We start from the raw sequence: 25,517 nt of genomic DNA, 5'->3' as shown, positions 1-25,517 counted from the left end.
ACAAATGACAAATGACAAATGACAAATGACAAATGACAAATGACAAATGACAAATAATTAATAAAAATGTCTTTAGATACTCGCTATCCCTTAAATTTACCCGTCAATGCTCCGCCCTTGCGCGTGTTAATTGTCGAAGACGATCCGATGATGCAATTGGGATTAGAGCAATCGTTGATGGCTCATCCTCAGTTAGAGATTGTTGGACAAGCCGAAGATGGTTATTTGGGAGTTCAAGCTGCACTGCAACTGAAACCTGATTTGGTGGTTATGGATATTGGATTGCCGCGATTGGATGGTATTGCCGCAACACAGCAAATTAAGGCGGCGCTACCAGCAACTCATGTAGTAATGCTGACATCTCATCAAACGGAGACAGAAATTATTGCGGCACTATCTAGCGGTGCAGATGCATATTGTATCAAAGGTGCAAGTGTGGAAAGATTGTTAAGTGCGATCGCAGCCGCAGTTGATGGTGCAGCCTATCTCGATCCCCAAATTGCGCGGCGAGTAATTGATAATCTCAAACCGCCTTCACCCACCACCAACACCGCCAACTTATCAGGGCGCGAGTTAGAAGTGTTAAAGCTGATGGTAGATGGATTGAGCAACCCAGAAATTGCCGAAAAGCTCTATCTTAGTCCCAACACCATCAAAACTCATGTCCGAGGGATTATGAATAAATTAGCAGTAGACGATCGCGTGCAAGCAGCAGTTGTCGCACTGCGTTCTGGTTTGGTTTGATATTAGAATAAATTTATCTGCAACTTTCAAAATACTAAAGTTCAACCTTTGGCTAGTATTTTTAACTATTAAAATTGTTGCAAAAACTTTAAATTCAGCTAATTTTTTTCCATGCGCTCATTAATATTTCAAAATTTGAAGCTGACTATTCCTACAGCTTTAGCATTTACGGTTCTTGGTTATATTCTAAGTCTACCTCTGAGTTATCTTGGCAACTCAGAAGCAGCAAGATGGCAATTCAATTTCGAACGCACAACATTTATTGAAACCCGAAAGCTTGATGAGCTTGGAAGTTTTCAAGCTAGGGTAGCACTTGGTGGTACAGCGCTTGGAATCTTAGTAGCTCAAACAACTTTTATTGCGTATATATTTGGACTTAGCAATCGTAGTACTAAGCAGTAATATCTTTGATGAAATATATGTAAATACAGCCTTTAGGCCACCTAATGCAGTTGTATATTATAGCGATCGCCACATCTTTGGCTTTCAAGTTGGCACACATTTCTAACCACATTTACAATTAGAGGCGTACATATATATGTACGCCCCTATAGCTGAATAATTTGTTGCCAAGATGTTGGAAAGATAGTCTACCTCAATGCATTTCAGTTAAAAGAGTTTGAGAATTGATTAGGGTCTATATTAGCAGGAAATAAAAAAATTTCCTTGCCTTCTCTTCTTGCCTTTTGGTGAAGCAAAATTGCCTTTTCCAAAGAACAATATTTGATTGGAACCCATCTGTCGCTATAATAGTAGACAGTTACTCGGCTCATTGCATACTCTTTCAACGGCAGTGGAAGAGACCAGGACGAGTTCACAGTTTGAACCTTACCTGTTGAGTCCATGCTTTGAACCTCAGTTATTAAGTATATTTACTTTCACCGATTGGAATGATGTAGAGGAACTATCATAAGTAATAATCAATGTATTTTAAAACTACATCTTTAGATAAAAATTAAAACAATTAAAACTGCTATCACGCCCTTAGCACTAAATGCGATCGCTACTTCTGGTATCTCATCAGCAGTCGTTACTCAGATCGCCATTGTCAGAATAAGTAGGGATTTGATAGAAGAGTGCGATCGCATAACCTAGTTTTCTTACAGCAATTGTCAGGAAAATAGCTGTAAGTTGTATGCATCTAACTCTTAACGAATGTCCACTCTAGTACCTTGATCGGGGCTTGTTGTAGCGCTTGAGTTAATTCGGTGCTACTCTGAAATTTCACCTCAGAGAGGTCACAGGCTTCGACATTGACCGTGAATTTATCGTTTTGGAAGGGCCAGGGTTTGACAACAACCAAGTTATCACTGCGCTGCATGATGTCATAGCGCTCACCTTCAGGGCCCTTGCTAATTTCTAAAAACCGCTCATCGTCAGGTAGTTCCTGCTGGCATAAAATGAGAGAAAGGCGATCGCACCATTGCATAAATGCATAGGCTGCATCAACTTCCTCCTTTTTGATGCCCAATTCTTTACGCCAACGTTGCTGATTTTGAAGTTGCTCGTCTAAAAGTTTGTCTAATTTTGAGGACTTACCCCGGCTGGACTCATTTAAACGGCTGATATGCATGGAAATTAATAGAGCTACCCATCGTCCACGGTAAAGGGCATTCTTTGCCAAATTAGCCAATTTATCGACACCTGCATCTAAATCGGCATTTGTGGAAAGCATGAAGTCCTTTGGCGCACCCGCTTCAGTTAGAATATCTTCTTCCCACTCTTTTTCTAGATCGTCGTGATGAGAAATTGCAGCTATTGTTTCATATAATCTTACTGGAGCATCTTTACGTCGCCATTGTCCAGCCAGTTGAGCTGCTAATAAAGCATGGGCACGATGATAAATGACTTCCCAACCATTTGATGTAGCGTTGACAATCACAAGTTAATCTCCAGATTTTTAGTTGAATTAATTTCTAAAATTAGAAATATCGAGGTAGAAATTGAAGAAGCGATCGCTAGGAATTTTTCAGTGTTTCTGAATATTTATAGCTATAGCTATTTTTAATTGGTGTAATAGCCAAATACTCAGCGAAAATTCCCGACTTATTAGAAAAGTCGGGAATATTTTTGCCTGCTAGATGTAGTGAAACAGCCTAAAATTTGCTAAATCAGGTGAGCAAATAACCGACTTTACTTTCTGAGTGGGATTTTTTTAGAATCTCCCAATCATCTCTTTACTCAAAATCAAGCTATGTAATTAAGAGTGGCTTTCTAGCGGATTAGCAATGTATTTGAATGTTGGCTCAGAATTCCAGGGCCCACGCTCATCTTGACCATTTCCGTTTGTAGACAGGTTGTAGTAAAGAGCAACAGTTTCATCGGGCTTAATATTACCAAAGAATGGATCTGTCAACTTACCTAGCGAATCTAGAGCTTTCATAAACATCTGAGTATGAGAAATTTCTCGTGTTAACAGATGAACTAAAGTCTCTTGGGTTCCTTTATCGGTTGCCAACTTAATCAATTCTTCGTAAGTCTGACGAGCGCCTGCTTCAGCTGCAACGTTAGCTCTTAAATCACGTACTACATCTCCACCCTCATTCAAGTAACTTGCAGTCCAAGCATTACCTTGGCTATCTAGAAAATGAGGCCCAATTCCTCGGACTGCAAAAAGAGTACTCTTGTAAGCCTCTGTTTGATCTACATTTTTAGTGTGAGCCTCAATGAGTTTACCAACCATTTCTAAATGGCTGAATTCTTCAATTGCAATGTCTTGGAGCATGTCTTTAATGCCAGCATTTTCGACATGGAATGATTGCACCCAATATTGAAGCGCTGCACTAAGTTCTCCAGTAGCTCCGCCAAACTGCTCTAGTAGCAATTGAGCAAAACGTGGGTTTGGTTCGCTTACGTTAACTGCATGAATAGGCTCTTTTTTGTGGAAAAACATAGATCTACACTTCCCAAGGTTATGATGTTTCAGAATGAATTGATTTATCTTTTAGTCTTTTTCCAGATAGAGCTAATTTGATGTTTTTTAGCTTGTTCTACTCGTGAACTAAAAGATTGAAAAAGTCCAGTAGTTATCTCAGGGTTGATAACTGCCAATCAGCGATTATGCATTGCTGCTTCTTCTGATTAATCCCCACAGATAAATAGCAACAATTGCACCAAGCACAGCCACTAAAATACCAGGAAGAGTTAAACCAGCGCCAGCCGCAGTAATTTGCAGAGTTCCTGTTCTTAACAAGGTAAATAAAGTTCCACCGACGAAAGCACCAATGATACCCAAAATCATTGTGGAGAGAATTCCGCCGCCTTGAGAACCAGGATAAATAGCTTTAGCGATTGCACCTGCCAAAAGTCCTAAAACTATCCAAGCAATAATACTCATAACCGCCTCAACAATCTCACTCACTTAATATCTAAGTTATCAACTCTAATTCCAAATTCTTTCTACCAGATGGGGTAAATGTTAAATCCAAAAGTTATACACAATACTTTCATATTCAGAATTGGATGAGAATTTGCGTTTTTTACATCTTTTTAACCTTAAACGAAAATTTTTGCATATTTTAAGCTAGAAGTTATTAAAAACATCTAATCATAGACATAATTATTGTCAGCAAAACTAAATGTTAATTAGCTAATCAATATATTATTTTTTATCTCTGTCTTCAGGTAGAAAGTTCGTATCTAACTTCTTGGGGATGTATTAAAAATATTTATTCATTCAACTTTTGATAATTTTCGTTATAACCGATCGTTAATTATCTATATAAATAATTAACCAAGATTTTTGTAGATTTTTATTTAACAACTTTATTCCAATTACCTTTTGACTGCCTATCCGCTTGCACTGCGCTTCATGCACCACACAAATAAGTTCAAACATAAAATTGGATTACTATAGTCTTAATAATATCCCCTCAAATTTTATTTTTCAGATAGATTGAGGGGATAATATGTGGTAAAGATTTGCAGAAGCAATATCAAATGGCGCGGGAGAATTTTGTCTCTCGTGTTCTTGTATGAGTATCAAAGATGACGGCAATATTTCTTACTAGTAATCTACCGATGTCAGTAATCTGAATCTGATTTTTTGATAAACTGACTAGACCATCAGCTTCTAGTGGTTTTAACGCCTCTAGTTCCTCAGAAAAATATTCATCAAAACTGATATGATATTTGTTTTCAATATCTTGCTTATGAATCTGAAAATGAGACATTATACTCATAATCACATCCCGTCGAATAATATCATTCTGAGTGAGCTTGATACCTTTACTAATAGGTAAACTACCTATTGCCAGTGTTTGATAATAATCCTTTAACTCCTTGTGATTTTGAGCATAAGCATCTTCTAACATACTGATGGATGTGGCACCAAAACCAAATAATTCTGTTTCGGCGTGGGTAGTGTAGCCCTGAAAATTGCGTTTAAGAGTACCATTACGTTGAGCGATCGCTAGTTCATCATTAGTTTTAGCGAAATGATCCATTCCAATAAATAGATATTGGTTATTCGTCAATTCTTCAATGGTCATTTTCAGAATCTCTAACTTTTCCTGTGCTGGGGGTAGCGCCTCTTGAGGAATATTTTTTTGCGTCGGTTTTAGCCAAGGCACATAAGCAAAGTTAAAGACAACAATTCGATCGGGATCTAATTCAATCGTCTTTTTCAGCGTCTCTTGAAATGTCTCACGTGTTTGATAAGGTAAACCATAAATTAGGTCTACATTCACACTTTCAAACTTAGCTTCTTTGATCCAACTCATGACATCAAAGAGCATTTCTTCAGGCTGGACACGATTGACAGCTACTTGAACTTGGCGATTAAAATCCTGAATGCCAAAACTAATGCGGTTAAATCCAATCTTTCTCAGAAAGAAAATGTAGTTTTTATCGATATAGCGGGGATTAATCTCAATTGAGATTTCTGCTTGGGGATCGATGTTGAAATAGCGATTGATATTTTTCCATAAAAATTCTACTTGGTGACGCTCCAAATAATTAGGAGTACCACCTCCCCAGTGGATTTGCAGCACTTTTCTATCGGAATCGATTAAAGCTGCGGTGTTTTTAATGTCTTCAACCAAAGACTCCACGTAGGGTTTAGCAATATTCTTGTTGTTGGAAATTACTGTATTACAGCCGCAGAAGTAGCAAGCACTTTGGCAAAAAGGGATATGGAAATACAAACTCATAGGGGTTTTGCGTTGATTCGAGGCGGCGATCGCGGCCTTAAAATCAGTTTCAGTGAATGTTTCGCTTAACTCTGTAGCGGGCGGGTAACTGGTATATCTAGGTGCGCGAGTGTCGTACTTTTGAATCAGATCCAGATCGAACTTAACACCAGGTAATAGAAAAACCATTGAGTTGCTTTCCAATAAATGAAGGGAGTAGGTAGAGACGCGATTAATCGCGTCTGTGAGGAGATAAGGGGAAAATAACCAATGCCCAATGCCCAATGCCCAATGCCCAATGACAAATGACAAAATTAATTAGCCGCAGCTATTTCAGTGCTACCTGAATTTTGAGAACGAGTGAGGCTATTAAAGAGAACTTGACCGAGTGCTTTAATTAAACTTCCCTCTAACTCTTGAGCCATCTTTAAATTGAACCCAAAGGCATTATTAGCTTCTGCAACAATCCGTTCTGCTGTTATATCATCAACGGGTAATGCATTTAATGCCTGACGATACTTATCCTTAAATGCCTTTTTGTCAGGAATTTGCTCAAAGTTGTAAAAGGATGTGCCTTCATACCCAGAAAGCTTTAGGGCTGACTGAGCAACTTTTTGTAGCATTTGACCCCCAGAAAGATCGCCCATGTAGCGAGTGTAGGCATGACCTAGCAATAAGGCTGGTTCACTAGCAGAAATTTCCCGAATGCGGTCAATGTAGCTCTGGGCAGCAGGTGAGATTGTAACTTGCTCTCTCCAATTATCCCCATAATAGAACACCATGTCTTTTTCGAGTGAGGATTGACGATTAAGTTCAGGAAAGTAAACCGCACTAATCACAGGATGCACTCTATGGCTCTCTAATGCCGCTTCTAGTTCGCTGTAGACGTAATACAAGTTGCTTAAGAATTTAGCGAAGCAGTCTCTATCCACAACTCCTTGCAAAAAACATTTCATGAATGCCACATTTTCCGCTGATGTGTGGGCTTGTTGAGTTCCAGAGCGCAGTTTGATGGCTAGATTGCTACTCATTGTTGCTTCCTTCATGTTCAAACGCAAGGTTTATCGGCAGTCACCGACTCAGGATGCCTACCAGTACCAGCTAAAAAATTGTTATTCTAGGTTGAGAAAGGATCTGCATCACTACTATCTAGCAGCAAATACAACTGCCGATGCAAATCCCAGGTATTTTTATTTCTCCTAAGATTATTTAACTCTTAACTTATATATAACTATTAAGATATTAATATTTATTTATGTTTTTCTGATGCTTGTATTCAGGCACATCCTAGCTGAGTAGTAACAAAACTGATTGTGGAATAAGCATTTCAAGTCTTCTGAAACAACGGGTAATAAGTTTATTTATTACAATTTACTCTCAATAATTTAACTGATGTCTACAAACAACAAAAACTCAAAGCCTGGATTCGCCTGTTCTTAAAGAAGTCGAGAACCTATAATACAAACTGGAACTCTTTTATAAGCAGGTGTGCCACTTTGCGGATCAATTTTTGCTTTAAATAGAATATTAGCTTCAGGATAAAACATAAAAGCTACACCTTCAAGAATCGCCCCACAAATAATTTCAATATTGTCTAATTCTTCTCGATCTCCTTTCACTATTACTCGCTGATGCTCCTGAAATCCCGCTTTTTTGACATCTAGAGAATTCATTAAAATACAGTGACGATGAGGCATACCTCGATATTTATCTTCACTGCGATAAACTACAGTATTATGTTGACCATAGCTGCGCCCTGTTCCTAAAATTACCACAATTCCTGGCTGATTTTCTGCCACACCAAATGCTGCTTTAGTTGGTACCGTTAATTGTGGTAAAGGTGTGACAAACATCTGTGCTTTACCATCAGGTGTGGGAAATTTCGGTTCATCCAAAATCCGCCCTTCAATGATAAACTCCTGCTTGCTTTGGTCAATTGTGCCAATCTTCTCATAGCCAGGAATAGTTTTAGCAATTAATTCTCTCACATAAGCTGTATCTTGCAGCTTACGCCAATTTATCGGTGTTTCACTATGTAAACGATGAGCAATTTCTGTGATTAATTCTATTTCCGAAATTAGATCGGCATTAGGCGCTTTTAAATGGCTTTTACCTTCATCATTTAACCGCACAAAATTATTACCAGATTCAGTTGTTGTTTTATGAGGATTTTCAAAACGATTGAATACAGGCAATATTAAAGTTTGCTGTTTCGCTAATCCGTGGAAATGTCCTAAGTTGGGTTTGGTAGCTACATAAAATATGGTTTCTATTTGCGATAATGCCTGTTTTACTTGCTGTAAGTCTGGGTTAGCTGCATACAAATTTCCTCCTAAACAAAACAGTGTATCTATCTTTCCTAATTCTGCTGCTGCGATCAAGTCGCGGGTATGATAGCCAGGAGTTTCATTTAGAGTTTTTCCTAATAATTGAGATAGTGCTTGTTTGATTTCTTCTCGCAAGTTTACAGTAACACCCATTGAACCAAAGCCTTGCACATTGGAATGTCCTCGAATGGGCATTGTCCCAGCACCAATTTTACCAGCGTTACCTGTAATTAAGGCTGTATTAGCAATACTAAAAATATTATCCACACCGTTAGAGTGTTGAGTTATACCCATTGCCCAGGCAAAAACTACACGCGCTGATTTACCAATTATATAAGCTGTTGCTGTGATTTCTTCTTGGGATAAGCCACAGGTGCTAGTGATGTTATCCCACGATATATTATTAGCATAATCTACAACTTGTTGCCAATTTTGTGTATAAGATTTTAGATATTCTGTTTTAATTAAATTCTGTTCAATCAAAGATTTTTGTAAACCGACAAATAATGCAGCATCACTACCAGGAATTGGTTGTAAATATAAAGAAGATATATCAGAACCTCCCGTGAGTAAAGATTTGATCGGAAATGCAGGAGACGCAAATTTAACTAAACCAATTTCAATTTGGGGATTAATAATAATTACTTTCCCGCCTCTTTCCCGCAATTCGATCAATTCGTTCATCAGTCGTGGATGATTTGCAGGGGCGTTAGAACCAATTAAAACTATACAATCACTATGTTTTAGGTTTTCTAAACTCACCATCGATGTACCTGAGCCGAAAACTTTTTTTAACCCTACTGTTGAGGGTGCATGACACAAATCTGAACAGTCTGCTAGATTATTACTACCTAGCGATCGCATTAATAATTGTAGTAAATAAGCAGCTTCATTAGATGAGCGTCCAGAACTATAGCTAGCAATTCGTGCTGGTGGGAAATTAAAGGCTTGTGTAGCGATCTGGTAAACTTCTTCCCAGCTTATACGTTGATAATAGCATGAACCCGATCTGAGAATCAGAGGATAACTTAATCTACCCAAGGAATCGCATTCTTGAGAAGTCAGTTTTTGTAATTCACTAATGCTTTTTTCTCGGAAAAAATCTCGCTTAATTCCTGGTTGCAATTCCGCAGCGATCGCCTCTACACTTTTAGCACAGCGTTGTAAATATTCTCCCGCTTCATTAACAAACCCTCCTTTTTGTCCACCCGTGCCCCAAGCGCAGGATAAACATGCACTTTTATGATTGAGAGTTTGCCATAATTTTAATCCTTTTGATGAGAGAGTTTTTTCTATCCAATACTGAATTACAGGTAAACCACCCCCAGCAGGGGAGCTAGAATCGTTTTGAGGTAAGTTATCCATACTTAGCTAAATCTCAACTCGCTTAACTTATTATTGCTAAAAATTATTCGGCAAGTATTAATTTAATTTGAAACTATTTGTAACACTTACGTAAAAATGCTTTTCTGGCTCTAACTATATAAAAGAGAGTGATAGAACCAATTTAACTTAATCTTATCCTTTTTTTGATTTGTTCTTAATTGTGTTATGACTTTTAATACAATAAATTATATTTAATCAGTATAAGATTCTTCTATCAAAATCCGATTTTAGTTTTGAAAAGCTTGCCTGTGGTAGCTTCGGGTGATGTAAATCAGAGCTTCAGTATACTTAAAAAGATTAATACCGGATTATTAAGAGTTCTATGTGATATTCTCTAAACAGATTTCAGGATTCATCTGGCCGTTTGGTATTGTCCTCACTAAATCAGGATAAACTCTATGTATCGATTCCAGATCAGTGCATACACTCAAACGGGCGAATCCATTGGCCTCGTCGGTTCTACTCCAGAGTTGGGATTGTGGGATATTAGTAAATGTGTTCATCTGCGTACAAGTGGCGATCGCTATCCTTTATGGTGGACAGATGAAATTGACATTCAAGAGTCAGGCGGTCAACAGAGAGTTGAATACAAGTATGTGCTATTCAATGTCAACGGCAACGCCCAATGGGAGAGCTTACTAAATACAAACCGTTGGATTCCAATCGATTCTAAAGATCGTGCCAGCACAATTATTGTGGATGATGGCGCATTCGGTTATTTACAAGCTTATCCGTTTGGATATATTGAGAAGCCTGCTGTTAAAATTCCCCTGGATCGAGAGCCTGAAGGTTTAAAAATCGTAGTCATTGGTAGTTCGGTTGCATTAGGTCATAAAGCCTGGTTTTTGAAAGGTTGGGTTTGGCAGTTGGCACAAGCTTTACAGCAAAAATATGGGCATAAACTGGTGAATGTGTCGGAGGTGGGAGCGAATGTCAGCAGAACGATCGCTCGATTCCCCTGGTTTGTCACCCCAGAAAAACCGGATATCGTTATCATTGCCCTATCTCTGGGTAACGAAGGGTTAGCTTACTGTTCCCCTCACGAACGACGAGCAGTACAGCGACGGTTTGAAAGTGGCTTGCAGCAACTTGTGAAAATGACGCGAGACATCGGGGCAATTCCAATTCTAGGCAGTGTCTATCCCAATGGTGATTATTCTCTGGAACATTACTGGCTGATTCAAGACACACACAAACGGATGCTAAGTTGGGGCGTACCTGTATTGGATTGGTTGGCTGCTGTAGATGATGGACAAGGAAAATGGAAAGCGGGGACATCCTTCGATCCGGCTCACCCGAATACAGTCGGTCATAGCCTCATGTATCAGCAGATCGACCAGCAATTATTCGATATCCACAAAGATGAATTAGCAGAAAAACAACGCTTCCGCGAGCCGAATGAATTTCCCATTTACTTTGATAATGTGGGCTTTAATGTTTCTGTCTGTATGGAAGAGAAGCGTTTACGGATTATTAATCGATCGCAATACAGCTACACCATCGCTCCCTATTGGCAAGAATTACAAACTGCACTGCAAAGTAAGGCTGGATTGACACCAGGTATTTATATTGCCAAGGATACCCAACCAGGAACGCTCCCCTTCTTTGCTGTAGAAGATGGCGCGATCGCAACTACAATAAACATCCCCCCAAATACCGATTTAGAATATAGTCCCGCCTTCAATCTTTTTTCGCCGAACAACGTTTTATTCTATGACGGACATCTGGAGATTTTGCAAACGGATGAACGCCACCTCTGGATAATCAACGAATCAGATAACGAGTACAACATTCAGCCGATGTGGACGGAAGTTTGCAATGCCCTTAAAGCCATGCCATCGGGTGTTTATGAAGATCCGCTTTATCCTGATGTCCCTTTTCGCACAATGATGATTGGTAAAGATGGGCTAGAAAGCCGGGTAAAAGCACCACCTAAGTCTGCGGTATTTTTCCAATACAAATGTGAGTTATCAGATATCAACCGTGTGGCAATTCTTCCCCTTGGCGATCGCTGTGCCGTCCGTATGATGTTGTATAAAATGGAGTACGATGGCCCCGCCTTTCCCTTCGATTTAACGCGCACTACTAATATTGCAGATGTTGCGGATGCGATCGAAACCGGTTTTGATGAGATGTGGAACCCTGCTTTTCTGCACTACAGCCCTGATGCAGGCAGGATTTACCACGGTAAATGGTCGGGTTTATCCTTTGCCCATGAAGTTGAGGAGACAGACAACGCTGTTCAAGATATGTCTCCCGTCTATGAACGGATGCGGGTTCGTTACACGGCACGCGCTGAAAGGTTTTGGTATACACTGCGGCACTGCGACAAAGTGCTTTTTGTTCGCACAGGAATTAGCGATCGCGGTGGTGTGTTAGATTTGGTGAACAAGCTGGAAAAACAATGTCAGGGGAAGCCATTTCATCTCTTGCTTCTTTCTCCCCAAAGCAATGATGAGTTTTTAGACCTTCCCAATGTGCTGCATTACAATGTCGAGTTTAATCCCGATCGCATGTATGACGATTTAGGACACTGGATGTACTGCACAGAGGTGATGCGAGGAATTCTAGAATCCCTTGGTGTGTCTAGTAAAAACCTCTTTTGGTGTCCGCCGAAAATACCGAAGGGGTAAGAAATTAGATAGGGGCAATGCCTGCGGCGGCCTGCACCAACGCTTTTCGACTACTCAAGACCTTCGATATAATGCGGCTTACAAACATAACTACGACTAGAGAAGCAATATAGATATTAGGCTTCCTCTAATTTTTTCCTGCTATGCAATATCTTACAGTAAAATCTTTCTTAAACTTCACACTACACTTCACACTATGGCATTACGATAGATGTAAAGATCGATAATGCACAATCTCTCTAGAAGCCTCGCAAAGGATGTAGAAAGTGGTCAATACCAATCCATTCATTGCACAGCCACCCAAGGAAGTGCCGTTACAAAATGCCCCGCTGATTCGAGTTATCGCGCAGGTACTCTTTCCTTCCATTCTTTCGATGGAAGATAAGGAATTTGTTCGTTTATTCCAAGAAGCGATTAGGGAAAATTACCCTTATCTACAGCCTGAGCAAACTCAGGGCTTCGTTTTTAGCCCTCAAGGTGTTGTACCAACTGTGCCTCAAATAACTTGGCGATTTGTGGACAAAACAGAAACTTGGCGAGTCTCATTAGCACCCAATTTTTTGGCACTTGAGACAACTGTTTACTCAAGTCGCAGTGATTTTATGGAACGTCTAGAAAGCTTACTTATAGCTCTTAAAGAAAGTTTTCATCCTAATATTGACATTATTGAGCGATTCGGTATGCGATACATCGACAGACTTATTGGACAAAATATAGATGATTTATCATTACTGGTAAAACCTGAGATAGCTGGCATTGCAACTGCTGGATTCAGAGAATATATTCATCAAAATATTAATCAATCTTTATTCATCATCCCCGATGGAGGGGAACAAATTATTGCGAGGTGGGGACTCGTTCCCGCTGATACAACTTTTGATCCTGCGGCAATTGAACCTTTTGCTGAGTCTAGCTGGATACTGGATCTAGATATGTCTCTTTCAAAGAAACGAGATTTCAGTGTTGAAGCTTTGATGAATGAAGCAAAACAATTTTCTGAAAGAATTTATACATTCTTTCGATGGGCTGTGACTGATGAGTTTTTGCGGCGCTTTGGAGGTGAATTATGAGTAATTTGCTAGACAGAACATTTGATCTATTACCTGAAACTTCTGCGCTTGGAGCTATGCAGAAATCTACCCCTAATCGCTTTCCCCCTATAATTTTAATGGCTCCTAATAGCACTGCTAATTCTATAGCAACTAATAGGAATATTTTGGCCCCTTTAGAGATGACAACGAGTGGGCTGACTCTACCATCAACTAGTTCTCCAGAATCAACACAGAAGGCTCTTAGCGAACTGAGAAGATTGAGTGGATTAACCTGGGATCAACTTGCTAAACTCTTCAATGTCTCACGCAGAAGCCTTCATTTTTGGGCAAGTGGGCAACCGTTATCCCGCTTTAACGAGGAGCATCTTCATCGAGTCTTAGGTGCTATCCAATACATTGATCGAGGAAGTGCAAGTCTCAATCGCAGTCTTTTACTGAAACCTGGCAGTAATGGTACACCCCTTTTTGACTTAATGGTTGTAGGTAAATACGAAGAATTCAAGCAGATTATTGGTTCGGGTAATGCACCTCAAAGACCACAGTTAAGTCCTTTGTCTGAAGATGCACGCGCAGCACGTAGGCCACAGAATCCAGCAGAACTGGTTGACGCTCTCCAAGATCCAATCCATCTTGAAGTTAGACAATCCAGACCTGCTAAAGCAGTAAGGAGTCGAAAAAATCGTAGTGGTCAATGAGCGTGATATTTGGATTCAGAAAATAGACACCACTCTTCAGAAGTGGTGTCAGGGTGATTGTGTGCTTGGAGAACACTGGTTTGTCCATCGCTTTAATCCTCAATACCCTTTGACATCTGATTCTAATGATGTTGCAGAATCAGAAACTGACCTTGTGGAATCCGATGTTAAGGGTTTTGTTGTGGTTACACAGACATGCGATATTGTACGCTCTTGCGCTGATCGTCCATTCATAGAGGTGGTACCTCTGGTGGAGGTTAATGAGCAACGTTTGTCTGAAATTCAGCGAAGTAGGCGACCTCAGTTTGCTTATGTTCCAGGAGTTGCAAAATTTAATCTTGTTGCTGACCTCGATCGTGGGATGACATTAGAGAAGGCTGTTGTTGCAGAATGGGAGCGTGAGCCAGGATGTCGCAACGATCAAGAGATTAGAGCATTTGGGCAAGCATTAACACGAAAACGTGCTCGATTTGCTTTCCCTGACGACTTCAACGACTTTGCTAAAAAGCTTCAAAACCGTCTGCGAGATAAGCATGATAAATCTAACACTGAAGGAGAAGCACTTCGTGCCTTACGCGAAATTAGAGTGCGTGCAGAACCTTCATGGAATAGCTCTGAAGTTCGACTAATATTTTGGTTTATTCGAGACGAGGAACAGAATCAATTTGAGGGAATAGGATGGGATCAATTTCTCAAACAGTGGTTGAAATTAATCCCTGAATCTGGGCGATTCCAATCTGTAGAGGGTTCGATAGTAGCTCTGGAAGATATGACAGCGAAGGAGTATATTGAGAGTGATCCACTTGATTTGGATAACTTGTCATCCTAAATGTTCATAATTTTACGATCGCTATCAGCAAAATAGCTCAACTACTGTCGGTTTAGTAACTTTCCCCATCGCATTGCGCGGTAATTCTTCAACTATCAAAATTTGGGTTGGCACTTTATAAACAGCCAATCGCTCTTTTGCCCAACTCCTGAAAGCTTGTAATGTTAAAGGTTGTGAGCTTTGCAATACTAACGCGGCACACACCCGTTCGCCCCATTCTAAATCAGTAACCCCAACCACTGCACATTCCTGAATATCTGGATGCGATCGCAATACTTCTTCAATTTCTAAAGCGGAAACTTTATACCCTCCGGTTTTGATGATATCCACGCTCATCCGTCCCAGAATTCGATAGTTGCCATTCTCAACTACGGCGGTGTCTCCAGTACGGAACCAGCCATCTTGGAAAGCTTTGGCGGTTGCTTCGGGGTTTTGCCAATATTCTAAAAACACTCCTTGGCCTTTAACTTGGATTTCTCCTGGTGTTCCGGCTGGAACTAACTCTCCGTTCTCGTCTACTAATCTCACTTCAACTTGAGGTAAAGGCTTCCCCACATATCCAGATAATCGTTCACCGTGTAAAGGGTTTGATAACGCCATACCGATTTCAGTCATACCATAGCGCTCTAGCAGAAAATGGCCGCTGATGCTCTGCCACTTTTCTAAAACTTGAACTGGTAATGCTGCCGAGCCAGAAACCATCAGGCGCATTTTAGCACAGCCTGCTGACATGATTTTTTGGCGTTCCTTAGAGGCAGTTTCCCAAGCGGTAATGAGCTTTACATAAATTGTTGGTACTGCCATAAATAAGGTTAAGTCACCATCACAAATTCGCCTCCAAACGGTTTCGGCATCAAACTTGCTCAATATATGGCACTCCGCGCCAGCCCATAAAGCACAAGTGAGTACGTTAATAATCCCATGAATATGATGTAGTGGCAGGATATGCAAAATGCGATCGCTAGATGTCCATTCCCAAGCGGTAGTTAAGCTAGTCACTTGCGCTTGAATATTTTGGTGAGTCGTAACTACACCCTTGGGTTTACCTGTTGTACCGCTAGTGTAGAGAATTAAAGCGCGTCTAGTGATATCTACTTCTGGGAGGCGACTAATATTATGTGGGAGCGTTTCTGAGGTGAGAATAAATCGCAAATTGTGTTCTTGGGCAAGCGATGCCTGCGGCGGTAAACTACGCAGTATATCTTCAAAATTAGGATGAGCAATAATAATCGATGCTCCAGAATTAGTAATTACATACTCCAATTCTGGGCGTGGATGGGAAATACACAGAGGTACAGCTATGCCACCAGCCCGCCAAATTCCCCATTGAGTCGCTACATACTCAAACCCAGGCGGAATGAGAAAGGCAACTCGCTGCTCTTGTAAATCTTCTGTATTTTGAAGAAGACTTGTTGCTATTTGACTGGAAGTGTGTAGCAAATCCCGATAGGTAAATGCTCCGTCCGTTGTCACAATTGCTGTTTTTTCGTTGTGTTCTTTAGCACGAATAATCAATGGTAGGTTCACGTTTGTTTACCGATTTAAGGTTGATTCAGTCTACTTAATGAAAGTTTTCTCTGCACCTACAGGCTCAGATAAAGGATTTTTTTAATAAATCTATAATTTTTTTATTAGTAACTTTATAAATCCTACAACCAACGTTGTTTTTTAGCATAGGCAATACTGCCAATCACAATTAATGCCATCATACAGATCACCATAGGGTAAGCCAAAGGCTGTTCTAATTCCGGCATATTTTTGAAGTTCATACCATAGAAACCAGATATAAAAGTTATTGGCAAAAAGATGGTCGATAAGATAGTCAAGCGATTAATTCGTTCGCCCGTTTTACTAGCAATATTATCACGTTGAATTTCCATTAGTTCTGACATCCAGGCTCTTATAGCTTGATATTCTTGCCAGAGTTTATCAACGTGATGAACCAATTCTTGATTGAATAGTTCCTTCACTGGCTGGCCGATCCATTGGAAATCTTCATTATCCATAATAGCCATAAGTAACTTGATACTTTGAAAATTACGACGTCCAGAACGAGTAGATTGCCTCATTGTGGCAATTTTTTGGTAAGTTGATTCATCACCAGAATTGTCTAAAACTTCATCTTCTAAATCATCAAGTTTTCTCGAAATATAGGTAAACACAGTTTCGTAGTTATTTAAAATATCTTTAAATATGAGATAAAAAAGATAGTCAATTCCCAATTTTTGAATATCTATAGTTCGCTTTTGGAGATTATTAGTTAAAATACTTAAAATTTTTAATTCAGTGATTTCAAAAGTTATGATAAAATTATTTCCAACTACAATGTTGCCACGCACCACCTCAAACTCATTATTTTTTATTTGAGAACTTAGGATTTCATAACTGTCAAATAAACAATCTTCTACGTCTTCATCAATTCCTACAGGGGAATGGTTGAAAATCATGTTAACACGAGATGGATTTAGTCCAAAGTGCTTGATAATCCTGGCTGTTCCAGTGCGATCGCGGAAGTGAATGCAACGCAACCAAATATTGTGAGAACCATCAATTCTTTTCAGTACCGTATCGACATCTCTATGGCTGAATATTTCCAGATTATCTGGATGAAAAGTCAGGAGAATTAGCATATAGCAATCCTAATTGAGTCGTAATAAAATACTGTGACTCATGGTAATTAATCAGGACTTTAGTCCTTGTTTTATAAGCACTAAAGTGCTTACTACAAACCATTAAAACTCGTTTGATAAAGTACTAGTCGTAAATTTGTAAAGTAAAACACATTTAAATAGCACAATCACTCTCTAAGAGTTTTGACGGTTGATAGTCAACACTATATTGAGTGGTAGCTCAATTTTTTTCTATTTTCCCAGATTTTGGGCGACTAGTTGGCGCTGGTGCTGAATTATTTTGTAAAATTGCAATTTCCCGCCGTGCATCTTGATAACTATCTTGTTCGCCTTGCCGTTGGAATAGTTTTGCAGCTTTTTTGAAATCTGCGATCGCACCCGATTTATTTTTCTGCTTGGTGCGAATCACGCCCCGGTTATAGTAAGCTAAGGCGTTGTTAGGATTAATTGCGATCGCTCGTGAATAATCTTGATTTGCAGCTTTTTTATTTCCCAGTTCCAGATAAGCGTTACCACGGTTGTTGTAAGCTGCTATATTATTAGTATCTAGTTTTAATGCTTCAGTATAATCTTGAATAGCGCCTTTATAATCTCCAAAAGAAAAGCGGTGAATACCTCTGTGAATATAAGCTGCAATAAATTTAGGATCGATCTGTAAAATAGTGTTGTAATCTTCAGTAGCTTCTACTTGATTTCCCAGATCGCTGTAAATATCACCACGATTCAGATAGGCTTCTATGTATTTGGGATTGATGTTGATTGCATCTGTGTAATCTTTAATTGCTTCATCTTTTTGTTGATTAATAGATTGAGTTAAACCCCTTTGATAATAAGCTTTGGCATCGCTAGGATTAATCTTAATTACTTTATCAAAATCTTGGATTGCTTCAAGTCTTTGTTTGAGGCGGCGGTGGAGAATACCTCGTTGCAAGTAGGCTTCGGTATACTGGGGTTTAAGAGCGATCGCTTGACTAAAATCTTCAATTGCACCTTTATTATCCTTTGATTGACCACGAGCTAATCCTCGTCCATAGTAAGCATAAGCATCTTTAGAATTCAACTTAATTGCTTGAGTATAATCTGCGATCGCTTCTTTGTATTTGCCTAATGCCGAAAAAGCAAATCCTCGGTCAAAATAGGCATTAGCATCTTGAGGATTAAGTAAAATGGCTTGGCTAGAATCTGCTTGTGCTTGCTCGTAGTCTCCTAATCGATAATAAGCATCACCCCGCCTATTATAAGCTAAAGCGTTTTGCGGATCTAATTCAATAACCTGATTGAAATCTTCAACTGCTCCTTCATAGTTTCCTGACTCATATTTATTGACCCCCTTTTGGTATAATGTCTTCTGAGCATCACTCACAAGTTTTGGCGATCTCAATTGCCAAGCTGCAACACTAAGGGTAATACATCCAGCTATCCCTGCTATAACTAGTAATAATTTTTTTTGATGCTGTTTTTGTCGATTGTCATCAACATTTATTAACTTTTTTAGGTCGTCTAAAACTTCCGTTGCATACTGGTAGCGCTTCCGATAATCAAAACGCACCATTTTATTAATAATTTTTGCTAATTTTCTGTTACATTTTATATTTTTATCGCGCCAAAGTATTTCACCTGTCAGCTTATTTTTCTGACTTCGCAAATTAGATATTTCCTTTGTAGGTAACCCTTTCAGTGCTGCGATCGCAACGATACCCAAAGCATATATATCACTGTTGTATTTGAGGTTGCCGTTAATTTGTTCTATAGGCATATACTCGGAATTGTCAACAGTATTATCGGTTGCTTCATTAAAAGTACCCAAATTAACCAAAACTAACTTTTTATCTGATTCCCGGCGAATAATATTTGCTGGTGTAATATTTCGATGAATTATGCCATAGCTATGTACAATAACCAAAGTTTCTAATATCTCTGACAAAAGACTAATTACTTGGTCTTCCTTGATAAGTTGTCCCTGGAGAATTTCGTCAGTTAAAGGATTACCAGGGATGAATTCTTGCACTAGATAAAATTCTTCATTTTCTTCAAAAGAAGCAATGAGTTTTTGAATTCTATCGTGTTCTTGTCCGAGTTTTTCTAAAGTTTCTACCTTACTAGCAAACAAGCGGCTTAGGATTGTTAAAGCTTGAGGATTGCTATTAGGAAGAGATAACTGCTTTACTATAAATTCTTCACCATTAAGATTAACATCTTCAACTAGATAGGTTTTCTCTTTTTCCCCATCATTGAGAACTTTTAGTATTTGATAATGTCCATCTAGTAAATGACTATTCATCAATATAAAATTATAGTCTGATAAATTGTTCGATTATAGCTTAAGTGTTATTACTACTGATTTTAAAATATAAATATTTATTTATTAAGTAACTTCAAATGAGATTGATGCGTGGGCTGCTACCGCGTGTATATATCAAAGTCCCTCTCCCAAGCTTGGGAGCTACGGTGTATACACAAGTCTGAAATAGCTGAAAAACCCAAGGTTTTACCCCACCCTAACCCTCCCCTTATAAAGGGGAGGGAATAAGATTCTCTTGTTTCCCCCCTTTACAAGGGGGGATTAAGGGGGGTAATTTGACTTGTGTAAACACGGTAGCCCAAGCTTGGGAGAGGGATTTAGGGTGAAAGCTCATTGATTCAGATTTTACGCTGGTACGACAAATTTCTCGCTACCAGCCAGTTCAAAGGCTGCATGAATGGCTTGCAAAGCTTTAACACCTTGCTCTTGTGCCACAACACAACTAATTTTGATTTCTGAGGTGGCAATCATTTGAATATTGATTTGTTGTTGAGCTAAAGCTTCAAACATTTTAGCGGCAACGCCTGGTTGTCCTACCATCCCTGCACCGACAATACTTACTTTAGCGATCGCACTATCTAAAACAACTTCCCCCCATCCTAACTCTGCCGCTACTTGGGTAAGCATTTTTTTGGCATTTTCCCCGTCTATCCGCGAGACTGTAAAGGCAATATCTCTTCTGGGAACACCATCAATTACCCGGCAACGCTGAGATTGGATAATCATATCAACACTAATATTGTGTTGCGCTAATAATCCAAACAACTTCGCCGCCATTCCCGGACGATCTGGTAATTGGCGAATCGCAAGACGCGCTTGATTCAAATCGAGGGCGACACCGCGAACCGGGGGAGAGGGAGGAGATAAGGGAGACAAGGGAGAGGGGGGAGATAAGGGAGAAGTTTCTTCAATGATTCTTCCTTGTCCCCCTTGTCCTCCTTGTCCCCCTTGTCCCCTTGTCCCCCCTTTCCCTGCTTCGATCTCAAAAGCGGCGCAAAGTGCTAAAACGGCGCGATCGCATTCTGCGGCATTGACTACGCAACTTACTTTCACTTCGCTGGTGGAAATCATTTGAATGTTCACGCCTGCTTCAGCTAGTGTGGCGAACATCTTTGCAGCTACACCGGGACGGCCAATCATTCCTGCACCTGCGATGCTGACTTTGGCAATGTTATGTTCTACCATTACCTCGGCTTCGTCAGATTTAGGGTTAGATTGACTCCTCAGTGCTGGGGCGATCGCTGTTGCTACTGCTTCTGCTCGTTTTAATATTGGTGTGGTGACAGTAAAGGCAATGTCATTACTGTTACCTTCATGAACTGATTGAATAATCAAATCTACGTCTACTTTTTGCCGGGAAATTTCGCCAAATAACCTTGCTGCTACACCTGGTTTATCAGGGACGCGCAACAAAGCGACCTTTGCTTGGTCAGTGTCAAATTCTACATGATCTACAGGACGGGCAATTTCTAAATTGATTAGCGATCGCCCTTGGGGTTTGGTTGATGTCACCCAAGTACCTGGTTGATCTGTCCAACTAGACCTAACTACAAGGGGAACACCGTAGTTACGGGCAATTTCCACAGCACGGGGATGCAGCACTTTTGCGCCCAAGCTAGCTAATTCCAACATTTCATCGCAGCTGATGGCATCCATCAACTGAGCTTCGGCAACTAAGCGGGGATCTGTAGTGAGAATACCTGGAACGTCTGTATAAATTTCGCAAAAACTCGCTTTTAATGCGGCTGCGATCGCCACTGCTGATGTGTCAGAACCACCACGCCCCAAAGTCGTAATTTCCATCTCTCCAGCGCTGGAGATACCTTGGAAGCCTGCTACTACAACTACTTTACCTGCATTTATGTGGCGAGTTAGGCGAGTAGTTTCAATATGCAAAATCCGAGCGCGGCTGTGTTCGGCTTCGGTAACAATTCCTACTTGACCACCAGTCATGGAAATTGCGGGTTGTCCGAGTTCCTGCAAAGCCATGCTGAGTAAGGCAATAGTTACTTGTTCGCCAGTGGAAAGCAGCATATCCATTTCCCGGCGATTAGGATTTGGAGAAATTTTAGTAGCTAGTTTGACGAGTCCATCGGTGGTTTTGCCCATTGCCGAAACCACTACGACAATAGAGTTTCCAGCTTGAACAGTTTTATAAACACGCTGTGCAACAGCTTGAATACGTTCCACTGAACCGACAGATGTACCACCGTATTTCTGAACTATGAGCGCCATAACTTTTTTTAATCAATTGTGCCTGCTTTCATCAATGCTTCCGCCTAGTAAGGAAGCTTTCAAGGCTTATCAGTTATATATTTTACTAAATATTGCGTCGAATACTTTATAATAATTGATTATTCAAAAACTACATCTTCATAGAGTGTGGCCATTGTTTCCTCAAAATCCACGCTATTGAGTCGAAATGATTGATGCTCTGATGTGTAAGATTGTAAAACCCATAACCCTTGTTCATTACGTCGAAAACACTCGACTCGCTGACGTTTTATATTAATTAAAACATATTCTTGCAGACTTTCCAGTGTTTGATAATCGGCGAATTTATCGCCTCGATCAAAGGCTTCGGTAGAATTAGATAAAACTTCCACAATTAAACAGGGAAATCTTTTATAACCCGGCGTTTCTCGATCGCGTGGATCGCAAGTAACCATCACATCGGGATAATAAAAGCGATTCAGAGATTCGATTCTGGCTTTCATGTCAGCCATGTAAACACGACAACCAGAGCCGCGCACATGATTACGGAGGAGAGACGCCAAGTTAAGAGCAATGGTAACGTGTGGATCTAGCGCTCCAGCCATTGCATAGATATAGCCATCGATGTATTCATGCTTGATATCGCTTTGTTCCTCCATTTGGAGGTATTCTTCAGCAGTAATATAGCTTTGTTGGGGTGAGGCTATCATAAGTTGAAACTTTAATTCAGGAATATAGGCTTCATTCTAGCAATTGCTTACTATCATCATCTTGAAATTCTTTGATTTTGGCATATAAGCTGGCAACCGTTTCTTTAGCAAATAGTTTTTCTTTAACTTGCAAATAGTCACCTTCACTCAGTTTACAAGCTGCCCAAAATTTCATTACCTTCGATGGTTCTAAGTGAGTGAGCAAAACTTGCATTACTTCTTGGAAATTTTCTTGTTCGTTAATAACTTTAATTTCTATTATTTACCTCAAAAATAAAATTAGTTGGGTTAATTACCAAAAGTGATAAATCTTGGCATCGGTTGATTAATCTCCGATCGCAAGTAATAAAATAATTACTGTAGACGTTGCATCGACCAAGCACCATCATTCAACGTAAGATTAAACTGGTAGCACAACGTGAGATTTCATGGCGATAAGGTTTATTCTGAGCGATTATGTTGACCGAGCGATCGCCCAGGCAATTTATGACAAGCTTGAAGATGGTACATTTGCAGGTAGAATTCCTGTTTGCAAAGGAGTAATAGCCTTTGCATCAACTTTGCGCGAGTGTGAGGATGAATTACGCTCAACGCTAGAAGACTGGATTTTGCTTGGGTTAAAGCTGGGACATTCTCTACCAGTAATTGATAATATTGACCTCAACAAAAAGCCGACTCTTGAGCCGATGGATACCCTGTAAGCGTCGTGACTTTGTAAAAAAATTACGACCGCTTGGCTTTGATGGCCCTTTTTCTGGAACAAGACATCAGTTTATGGTTTACGGAGAATATCGCCTAACTATTCCCTCTAATGATGAGTATTCTGTACCGCAATTGCGGATGATGATTCGAGAAGTTGAGGTTATTCTAGAGCGGGAAATCACGTTAGAAGAATGGAATAGTCTTTAAGATTTCCAAGAAGCGATGTCTCCGACGGGCGGTTCCTGAGCGCAGCCGAAGGGCTACGCCTACGCCAGCTTTCGGCTCAATGATATACCAAAATGAATGCGTGAATTACTCAAATGAGAAAGCAAACTGGGGTTTGAGTAAGTAAAAGCTGCTTTTGCTTGCGGAAAACACCAAAATGAGAAAGCAAAAGCTGCTTTTGAGTAAGTCAAAGCTTCTTTTGCTTGCGGAAAACACCAAAATGAGAAAGCAAAAGCTGCTTTTGAGAAAGTAAAAGCTTATTTTGCTTGCGGAAAACACCAAAATGAGAAAGTAAAAGTTCCTTTTGAGAAAGCAAAAGCTTATTTTGAGAAAGTAAAAGCTCATTTTGAGTAATTCGAATGGCATTTTTACTTAGTTCAATATGAATTTTAGTCTAGGCGATACCTTCTCTACGAGAGGCTACGCCAACGGTGAGCTTCTCTACGAGACGCTACGCGAACGCTAACGCTCTTTTCAGTTTTATTACGGTACGCTTTGTACAAAACTAGCTTATTCTGGATTTGGGGGGAGGCGATCGCTTATGGGTTTACAATCAAAAATAGAGCGCTAGGTTTTACAATATCATCATTGCACCTCAGAGCGATAAAAAAGATTTTGGAGCGATCGTTTATGTTAGGTCTGGAGAGAATTACATTTGACCCTAGCATTATGGCTGGACAAGCTTGCATTCGCGGGATGCGAATTCCGGTTTCTTTAGTGGTAAATTTGGTAGCTTATGGAAAGTCTACAGAAGAAATTTTAGAAGAATATCCTGATTTAGAAGCAGAAGATATTCGTCAATCTCTTCTTTATGCAGCATGGTTGACTCAAGAACGAGTTTATACCTTCAAAAGTGCTTAACAAGTAATAATGAAGTTTTTGGCAGATATGGGAATTTCACTACGCACTGTAACTTGGTTGCGTGGTACTGGTTATGATGTAGTGCATTTGGGCGATGAAGGTTTGCAAAGACTACCAGATGATGAGATTTTAATTAAAGCCCGTGCAGAAGGAAGAATTTTATTAACTATAGATTTAGATTTTGCCCAACTTTTAGCCGTGAGTGGGGAGAGTTTACCCAGTGTGATTTTGTTTAGGTTGGGGAACGAAAATTATGATGCAATTAATGAACGGTTGACGCAAGTTTTAAGTGAATGTCAGGAAGATTTAGAGTTAGGGGCAATTATTTCTGTAAGTAATGAAACTTTCCGAGTGAGGCGATTGCCTATATAACAATACGCTTGGGTTAAGGCTAAAAACTAAAACTGGCGTAGATTGGGGAGCCTCATTCTACCTCAGAGTTCAGAACAGGAAAGTCCGAGTTAAAGCGATCGCACTTTTCAGTTTGATCGCGGTACGCTTTGCACAAAACTAGCTTATTCTGGATTTGGAGGGAGGCGATCGCGCAAATATGCTAAATTTTCACGTACAGTAACAGTATTAGGATGATCCACCCCTAACCGACGCTCAAAAATATCTAAAGCTTGGATGTAAAGGGGTTCGGCTTCGCTGTATCTGCCTTGGGAGTCGTAGAGTAGAGCCAGGTTGTTGAGACTAAATGCGACATGTGGATGTTCTTCACCCAGCAGCTTGCGCCAAAGTGCCAAAGCTTGGATGTAAAGGGGTTCGGCTTGGCTGTATCTGCCTTGGGAGTCGTAGAGTAGAGCCAGGTTGTTGAGACTAACTGCGACATCTAGATGTTCTTCACCCAGCAGCTTGCGCCTAAGTGCCAAAGCTTGGATTAAAAGGGGTTCGGCTTCGCTGTATCTGCCTTGGGAGTCGTAGAGTAGAGCCAGGTTGTTGAGACTTTGTGCGACATCTGGATGTTCTTCACCCAGCAGCTTGCGCCTAAGTGCCAAAGCTTGGATGTAAAGGGGTTCGGCCTCGCTGTATCTGCCTTGGGAGTCGTAGAGTAGAGCCAGGTTGTTGAGACTTTGTG

The 25,517-nt window shown here is 40.1% G+C and carries 23 protein-coding genes; 10 read left to right on the top strand and 13 right to left on the bottom strand.

Translation table 11 applies throughout. The features are described from left to right. The first annotated feature begins 66 nt into the window (after positions 1-66). On the top strand, positions 67-744 hold the full coding sequence (locus tag RMY64_RS34365) for a response regulator (protein WP_104908984.1): 678 nt from the start codon (positions 67-69) through the stop codon (positions 742-744). A gap of 135 nt (positions 745-879) precedes the next feature. Further along, the gene (locus RMY64_RS34360; RefSeq protein ID WP_322673449.1) at positions 880-1,146 is read left to right on the top strand and encodes a hypothetical protein; all 267 of its coding nucleotides are present in this window, start codon (positions 880-882) and stop codon (positions 1,144-1,146) included. A gap of 739 nt (positions 1,147-1,885) precedes the next feature. Here RMY64_RS34360 and RMY64_RS34355 read toward each other — a convergent pair. From RMY64_RS34355 to RMY64_RS34330, 6 genes are all read right to left on the bottom strand, one after another. Further along, entirely contained in the window at positions 1,886-2,626 is a 741-nt protein-coding gene (locus RMY64_RS34355) for a DUF3891 family protein (RefSeq protein ID WP_322702402.1), read from the bottom strand. Between the two features lie 318 nt (positions 2,627-2,944). Next, positions 2,945-3,637, bottom strand: a complete 693-nt coding sequence (locus tag RMY64_RS34350) for a manganese catalase family protein (protein ID WP_012410902.1) — start codon at positions 3,635-3,637, stop codon at positions 2,945-2,947. 165 nt (positions 3,638-3,802) lie between these two features. Further along, positions 3,803-4,081, bottom strand: coding sequence for a GlsB/YeaQ/YmgE family stress response membrane protein (locus tag RMY64_RS34345; protein WP_322683864.1), 279 nt, complete (start codon positions 4,079-4,081; stop codon positions 3,803-3,805). A gap of 598 nt (positions 4,082-4,679) precedes the next feature. Further along, positions 4,680-6,062, bottom strand: coding sequence for an oxygen-independent coproporphyrinogen III oxidase (gene hemN / locus RMY64_RS34340; RefSeq protein WP_322702401.1), 1,383 nt, complete (start codon positions 6,060-6,062; stop codon positions 4,680-4,682). A 125-nt stretch (positions 6,063-6,187) separates the two neighbouring features. Then, the gene (locus RMY64_RS34335; protein WP_322683799.1) at positions 6,188-6,904 is read right to left on the bottom strand and encodes a heme oxygenase (biliverdin-producing); all 717 of its coding nucleotides are present in this window, start codon (positions 6,902-6,904) and stop codon (positions 6,188-6,190) included. A gap of 405 nt (positions 6,905-7,309) precedes the next feature. Then, positions 7,310-9,565, bottom strand: a complete 2,256-nt coding sequence (locus RMY64_RS34330) for an FdhF/YdeP family oxidoreductase (protein WP_322702400.1) — start codon at positions 9,563-9,565, stop codon at positions 7,310-7,312. A 419-nt stretch (positions 9,566-9,984) separates the two neighbouring features. Between RMY64_RS34330 and RMY64_RS34325 the strand changes: the two genes are divergently transcribed. From RMY64_RS34325 to RMY64_RS34310, 4 genes are all read left to right on the top strand, one after another. Next, the gene (locus RMY64_RS34325; RefSeq protein WP_322702399.1) at positions 9,985-12,219 is read left to right on the top strand and encodes a DUF1796 family putative cysteine peptidase; all 2,235 of its coding nucleotides are present in this window, start codon (positions 9,985-9,987) and stop codon (positions 12,217-12,219) included. Between the two features lie 266 nt (positions 12,220-12,485). Next, on the top strand, positions 12,486-13,289 hold the full coding sequence (locus RMY64_RS34320) for a TIGR04255 family protein (protein WP_322690064.1): 804 nt from the start codon (positions 12,486-12,488) through the stop codon (positions 13,287-13,289). Next, positions 13,286-13,966 (top strand): XRE family transcriptional regulator, encoded by a 681-nt coding sequence (locus RMY64_RS34315; protein ID WP_322702398.1) that lies wholly within the window; start codon positions 13,286-13,288, stop codon positions 13,964-13,966. The genes RMY64_RS34320 and RMY64_RS34315 overlap by 4 nt, the downstream gene beginning before the upstream one ends. Continuing rightward, complete coding sequence (locus RMY64_RS34310; RefSeq protein WP_322702397.1) at positions 13,956-14,795, top strand: hypothetical protein; 840 nt, start codon at positions 13,956-13,958, stop codon at positions 14,793-14,795. The genes RMY64_RS34315 and RMY64_RS34310 overlap by 11 nt, the downstream gene beginning before the upstream one ends. Before the next feature lie 24 nt (positions 14,796-14,819). Here RMY64_RS34310 and RMY64_RS34305 read toward each other — a convergent pair whose 3' ends face one another. The 6 genes from RMY64_RS34305 to RMY64_RS34280 form a co-directional block, all read right to left on the bottom strand. Continuing rightward, positions 14,820-16,322, bottom strand: coding sequence for an acyl-CoA synthetase (locus tag RMY64_RS34305; RefSeq protein WP_322702396.1), 1,503 nt, complete (start codon positions 16,320-16,322; stop codon positions 14,820-14,822). 122 nt (positions 16,323-16,444) lie between these two features. Then, positions 16,445-17,425: a magnesium transporter CorA family protein gene (locus tag RMY64_RS34300; RefSeq protein ID WP_322673458.1), complete on the bottom strand. Its 981-nt coding sequence runs from the start codon at positions 17,423-17,425 to the stop codon at positions 16,445-16,447. Positions 17,426-17,645: 220 nt separating this feature from the next. Further along, positions 17,646-19,706 carry a tetratricopeptide repeat protein gene (locus tag RMY64_RS34295; RefSeq protein ID WP_322702395.1) on the bottom strand — a complete coding sequence of 687 codons (2,061 nt, stop codon included), beginning with the start codon at positions 19,704-19,706 and terminating at the stop codon, positions 17,646-17,648. Between the two features lie 366 nt (positions 19,707-20,072). Beyond that, positions 20,073-21,962, bottom strand: coding sequence for an aspartate kinase (locus RMY64_RS34290; RefSeq protein ID WP_322702394.1), 1,890 nt, complete (start codon positions 21,960-21,962; stop codon positions 20,073-20,075). A 119-nt stretch (positions 21,963-22,081) separates the two neighbouring features. After that, on the bottom strand, positions 22,082-22,651 hold the full coding sequence (locus RMY64_RS34285) for a Uma2 family endonuclease (RefSeq protein ID WP_322702393.1): 570 nt from the start codon (positions 22,649-22,651) through the stop codon (positions 22,082-22,084). Positions 22,652-22,682: 31 nt separating this feature from the next. Beyond that, positions 22,683-22,865 (bottom strand): hypothetical protein, encoded by a 183-nt coding sequence (locus tag RMY64_RS34280; protein WP_322702392.1) that lies wholly within the window; start codon positions 22,863-22,865, stop codon positions 22,683-22,685. A 214-nt stretch (positions 22,866-23,079) separates the two neighbouring features. Between RMY64_RS34280 and RMY64_RS34275 the strand changes: the two genes are divergently transcribed. The 4 genes from RMY64_RS34275 to RMY64_RS34260 all read left to right on the top strand — a co-directional run bounded on the left by RMY64_RS34275 (position 23,080) and on the right by RMY64_RS34260 (position 24,811). Next, positions 23,080-23,352 carry a type II toxin-antitoxin system HicB family antitoxin gene (locus tag RMY64_RS34275; RefSeq protein WP_322702391.1) on the top strand — a complete coding sequence of 91 codons (273 nt, stop codon included), beginning with the start codon at positions 23,080-23,082 and terminating at the stop codon, positions 23,350-23,352. 73 nt (positions 23,353-23,425) lie between these two features. Further along, on the top strand, positions 23,426-23,560 hold the full coding sequence (locus RMY64_RS34270; RefSeq protein ID WP_269141653.1) for a hypothetical protein: 135 nt from the start codon (positions 23,426-23,428) through the stop codon (positions 23,558-23,560). Between the two features lie 513 nt (positions 23,561-24,073). After that, a complete protein-coding gene (locus tag RMY64_RS36960; protein WP_416212172.1) occupies positions 24,074-24,439 on the top strand; it encodes a DUF433 domain-containing protein in 366 nt (121 codons plus the stop codon). Positions 24,440-24,448: 9 nt separating this feature from the next. Next, positions 24,449-24,811 (top strand): DUF5615 family PIN-like protein, encoded by a 363-nt coding sequence (locus RMY64_RS34260; protein WP_322702390.1) that lies wholly within the window; start codon positions 24,449-24,451, stop codon positions 24,809-24,811. A gap of 143 nt (positions 24,812-24,954) precedes the next feature. On the opposite strand, the gene RMY64_RS34255 is transcribed toward RMY64_RS34260, so the two are convergent. Beyond that, a partial coding sequence (locus tag RMY64_RS34255; protein WP_322702389.1) for a tetratricopeptide repeat protein occupies positions 24,955-25,517 on the bottom strand: 563 nt, incomplete at its 5' end.

It is taken from the genome of Nostoc sp. DedQUE08, assembly GCF_034530895.1.
GTDB lineage: Bacteria > Cyanobacteriota > Cyanobacteriia > Cyanobacteriales > Nostocaceae > Nostoc.
This window is presented reverse-complemented; position numbering and strand designations above follow the sequence as displayed.

Bases quoted from the DNA above. Each gene is read 5' to 3' on its own strand.
- RMY64_RS34365 (WP_104908984.1), top strand. From the start codon at position 67: ATGTCTTTAGATACTCGCTATCCCTTAAATTTACCCGTCAATGCTCCG.
- RMY64_RS34350 (WP_012410902.1), bottom strand. From the start codon at position 3,637: ATGTTTTTCCACAAAAAAGAGCCTATTCATGCAGTTAACGTAAGCGAA.
- RMY64_RS34345 (WP_322683864.1), bottom strand. From the start codon at position 4,081: ATGAGTATTATTGCTTGGATAGTTTTAGGACTTTTGGCAGGTGCAATC.
- hemN (WP_322702401.1), bottom strand. From the start codon at position 6,062: ATGGTTTTTCTATTACCTGGTGTTAAGTTCGATCTGGATCTGATTCAA.
- RMY64_RS34335 (WP_322683799.1), bottom strand. From the start codon at position 6,904: ATGAGTAGCAATCTAGCCATCAAACTGCGCTCTGGAACTCAACAAGCC.
- RMY64_RS34330 (WP_322702400.1), bottom strand. From the start codon at position 9,565: ATGGATAACTTACCTCAAAACGATTCTAGCTCCCCTGCTGGGGGTGGT.
- RMY64_RS34325 (WP_322702399.1), top strand. From the start codon at position 9,985: ATGTATCGATTCCAGATCAGTGCATACACTCAAACGGGCGAATCCATT.
- RMY64_RS34315 (WP_322702398.1), top strand. From the start codon at position 13,286: ATGAGTAATTTGCTAGACAGAACATTTGATCTATTACCTGAAACTTCT.
- RMY64_RS34300 (WP_322673458.1), bottom strand. From the start codon at position 17,425: ATGCTAATTCTCCTGACTTTTCATCCAGATAATCTGGAAATATTCAGC.
- RMY64_RS34295 (WP_322702395.1), bottom strand. From the start codon at position 19,706: ATGAATAGTCATTTACTAGATGGACATTATCAAATACTAAAAGTTCTC.
- RMY64_RS34290 (WP_322702394.1), bottom strand. From the start codon at position 21,962: ATGGCGCTCATAGTTCAGAAATACGGTGGTACATCTGTCGGTTCAGTG.
- RMY64_RS34285 (WP_322702393.1), bottom strand. From the start codon at position 22,651: ATGATAGCCTCACCCCAACAAAGCTATATTACTGCTGAAGAATACCTC.
- RMY64_RS34280 (WP_322702392.1), bottom strand. From the start codon at position 22,865: ATGCAAGTTTTGCTCACTCACTTAGAACCATCGAAGGTAATGAAATTT.
- RMY64_RS34275 (WP_322702391.1), top strand. From the start codon at position 23,080: ATGGCGATAAGGTTTATTCTGAGCGATTATGTTGACCGAGCGATCGCC.
- RMY64_RS34270 (WP_269141653.1), top strand. From the start codon at position 23,426: ATGGTTTACGGAGAATATCGCCTAACTATTCCCTCTAATGATGAGTAT.
- RMY64_RS34260 (WP_322702390.1), top strand. From the start codon at position 24,449: ATGAAGTTTTTGGCAGATATGGGAATTTCACTACGCACTGTAACTTGG.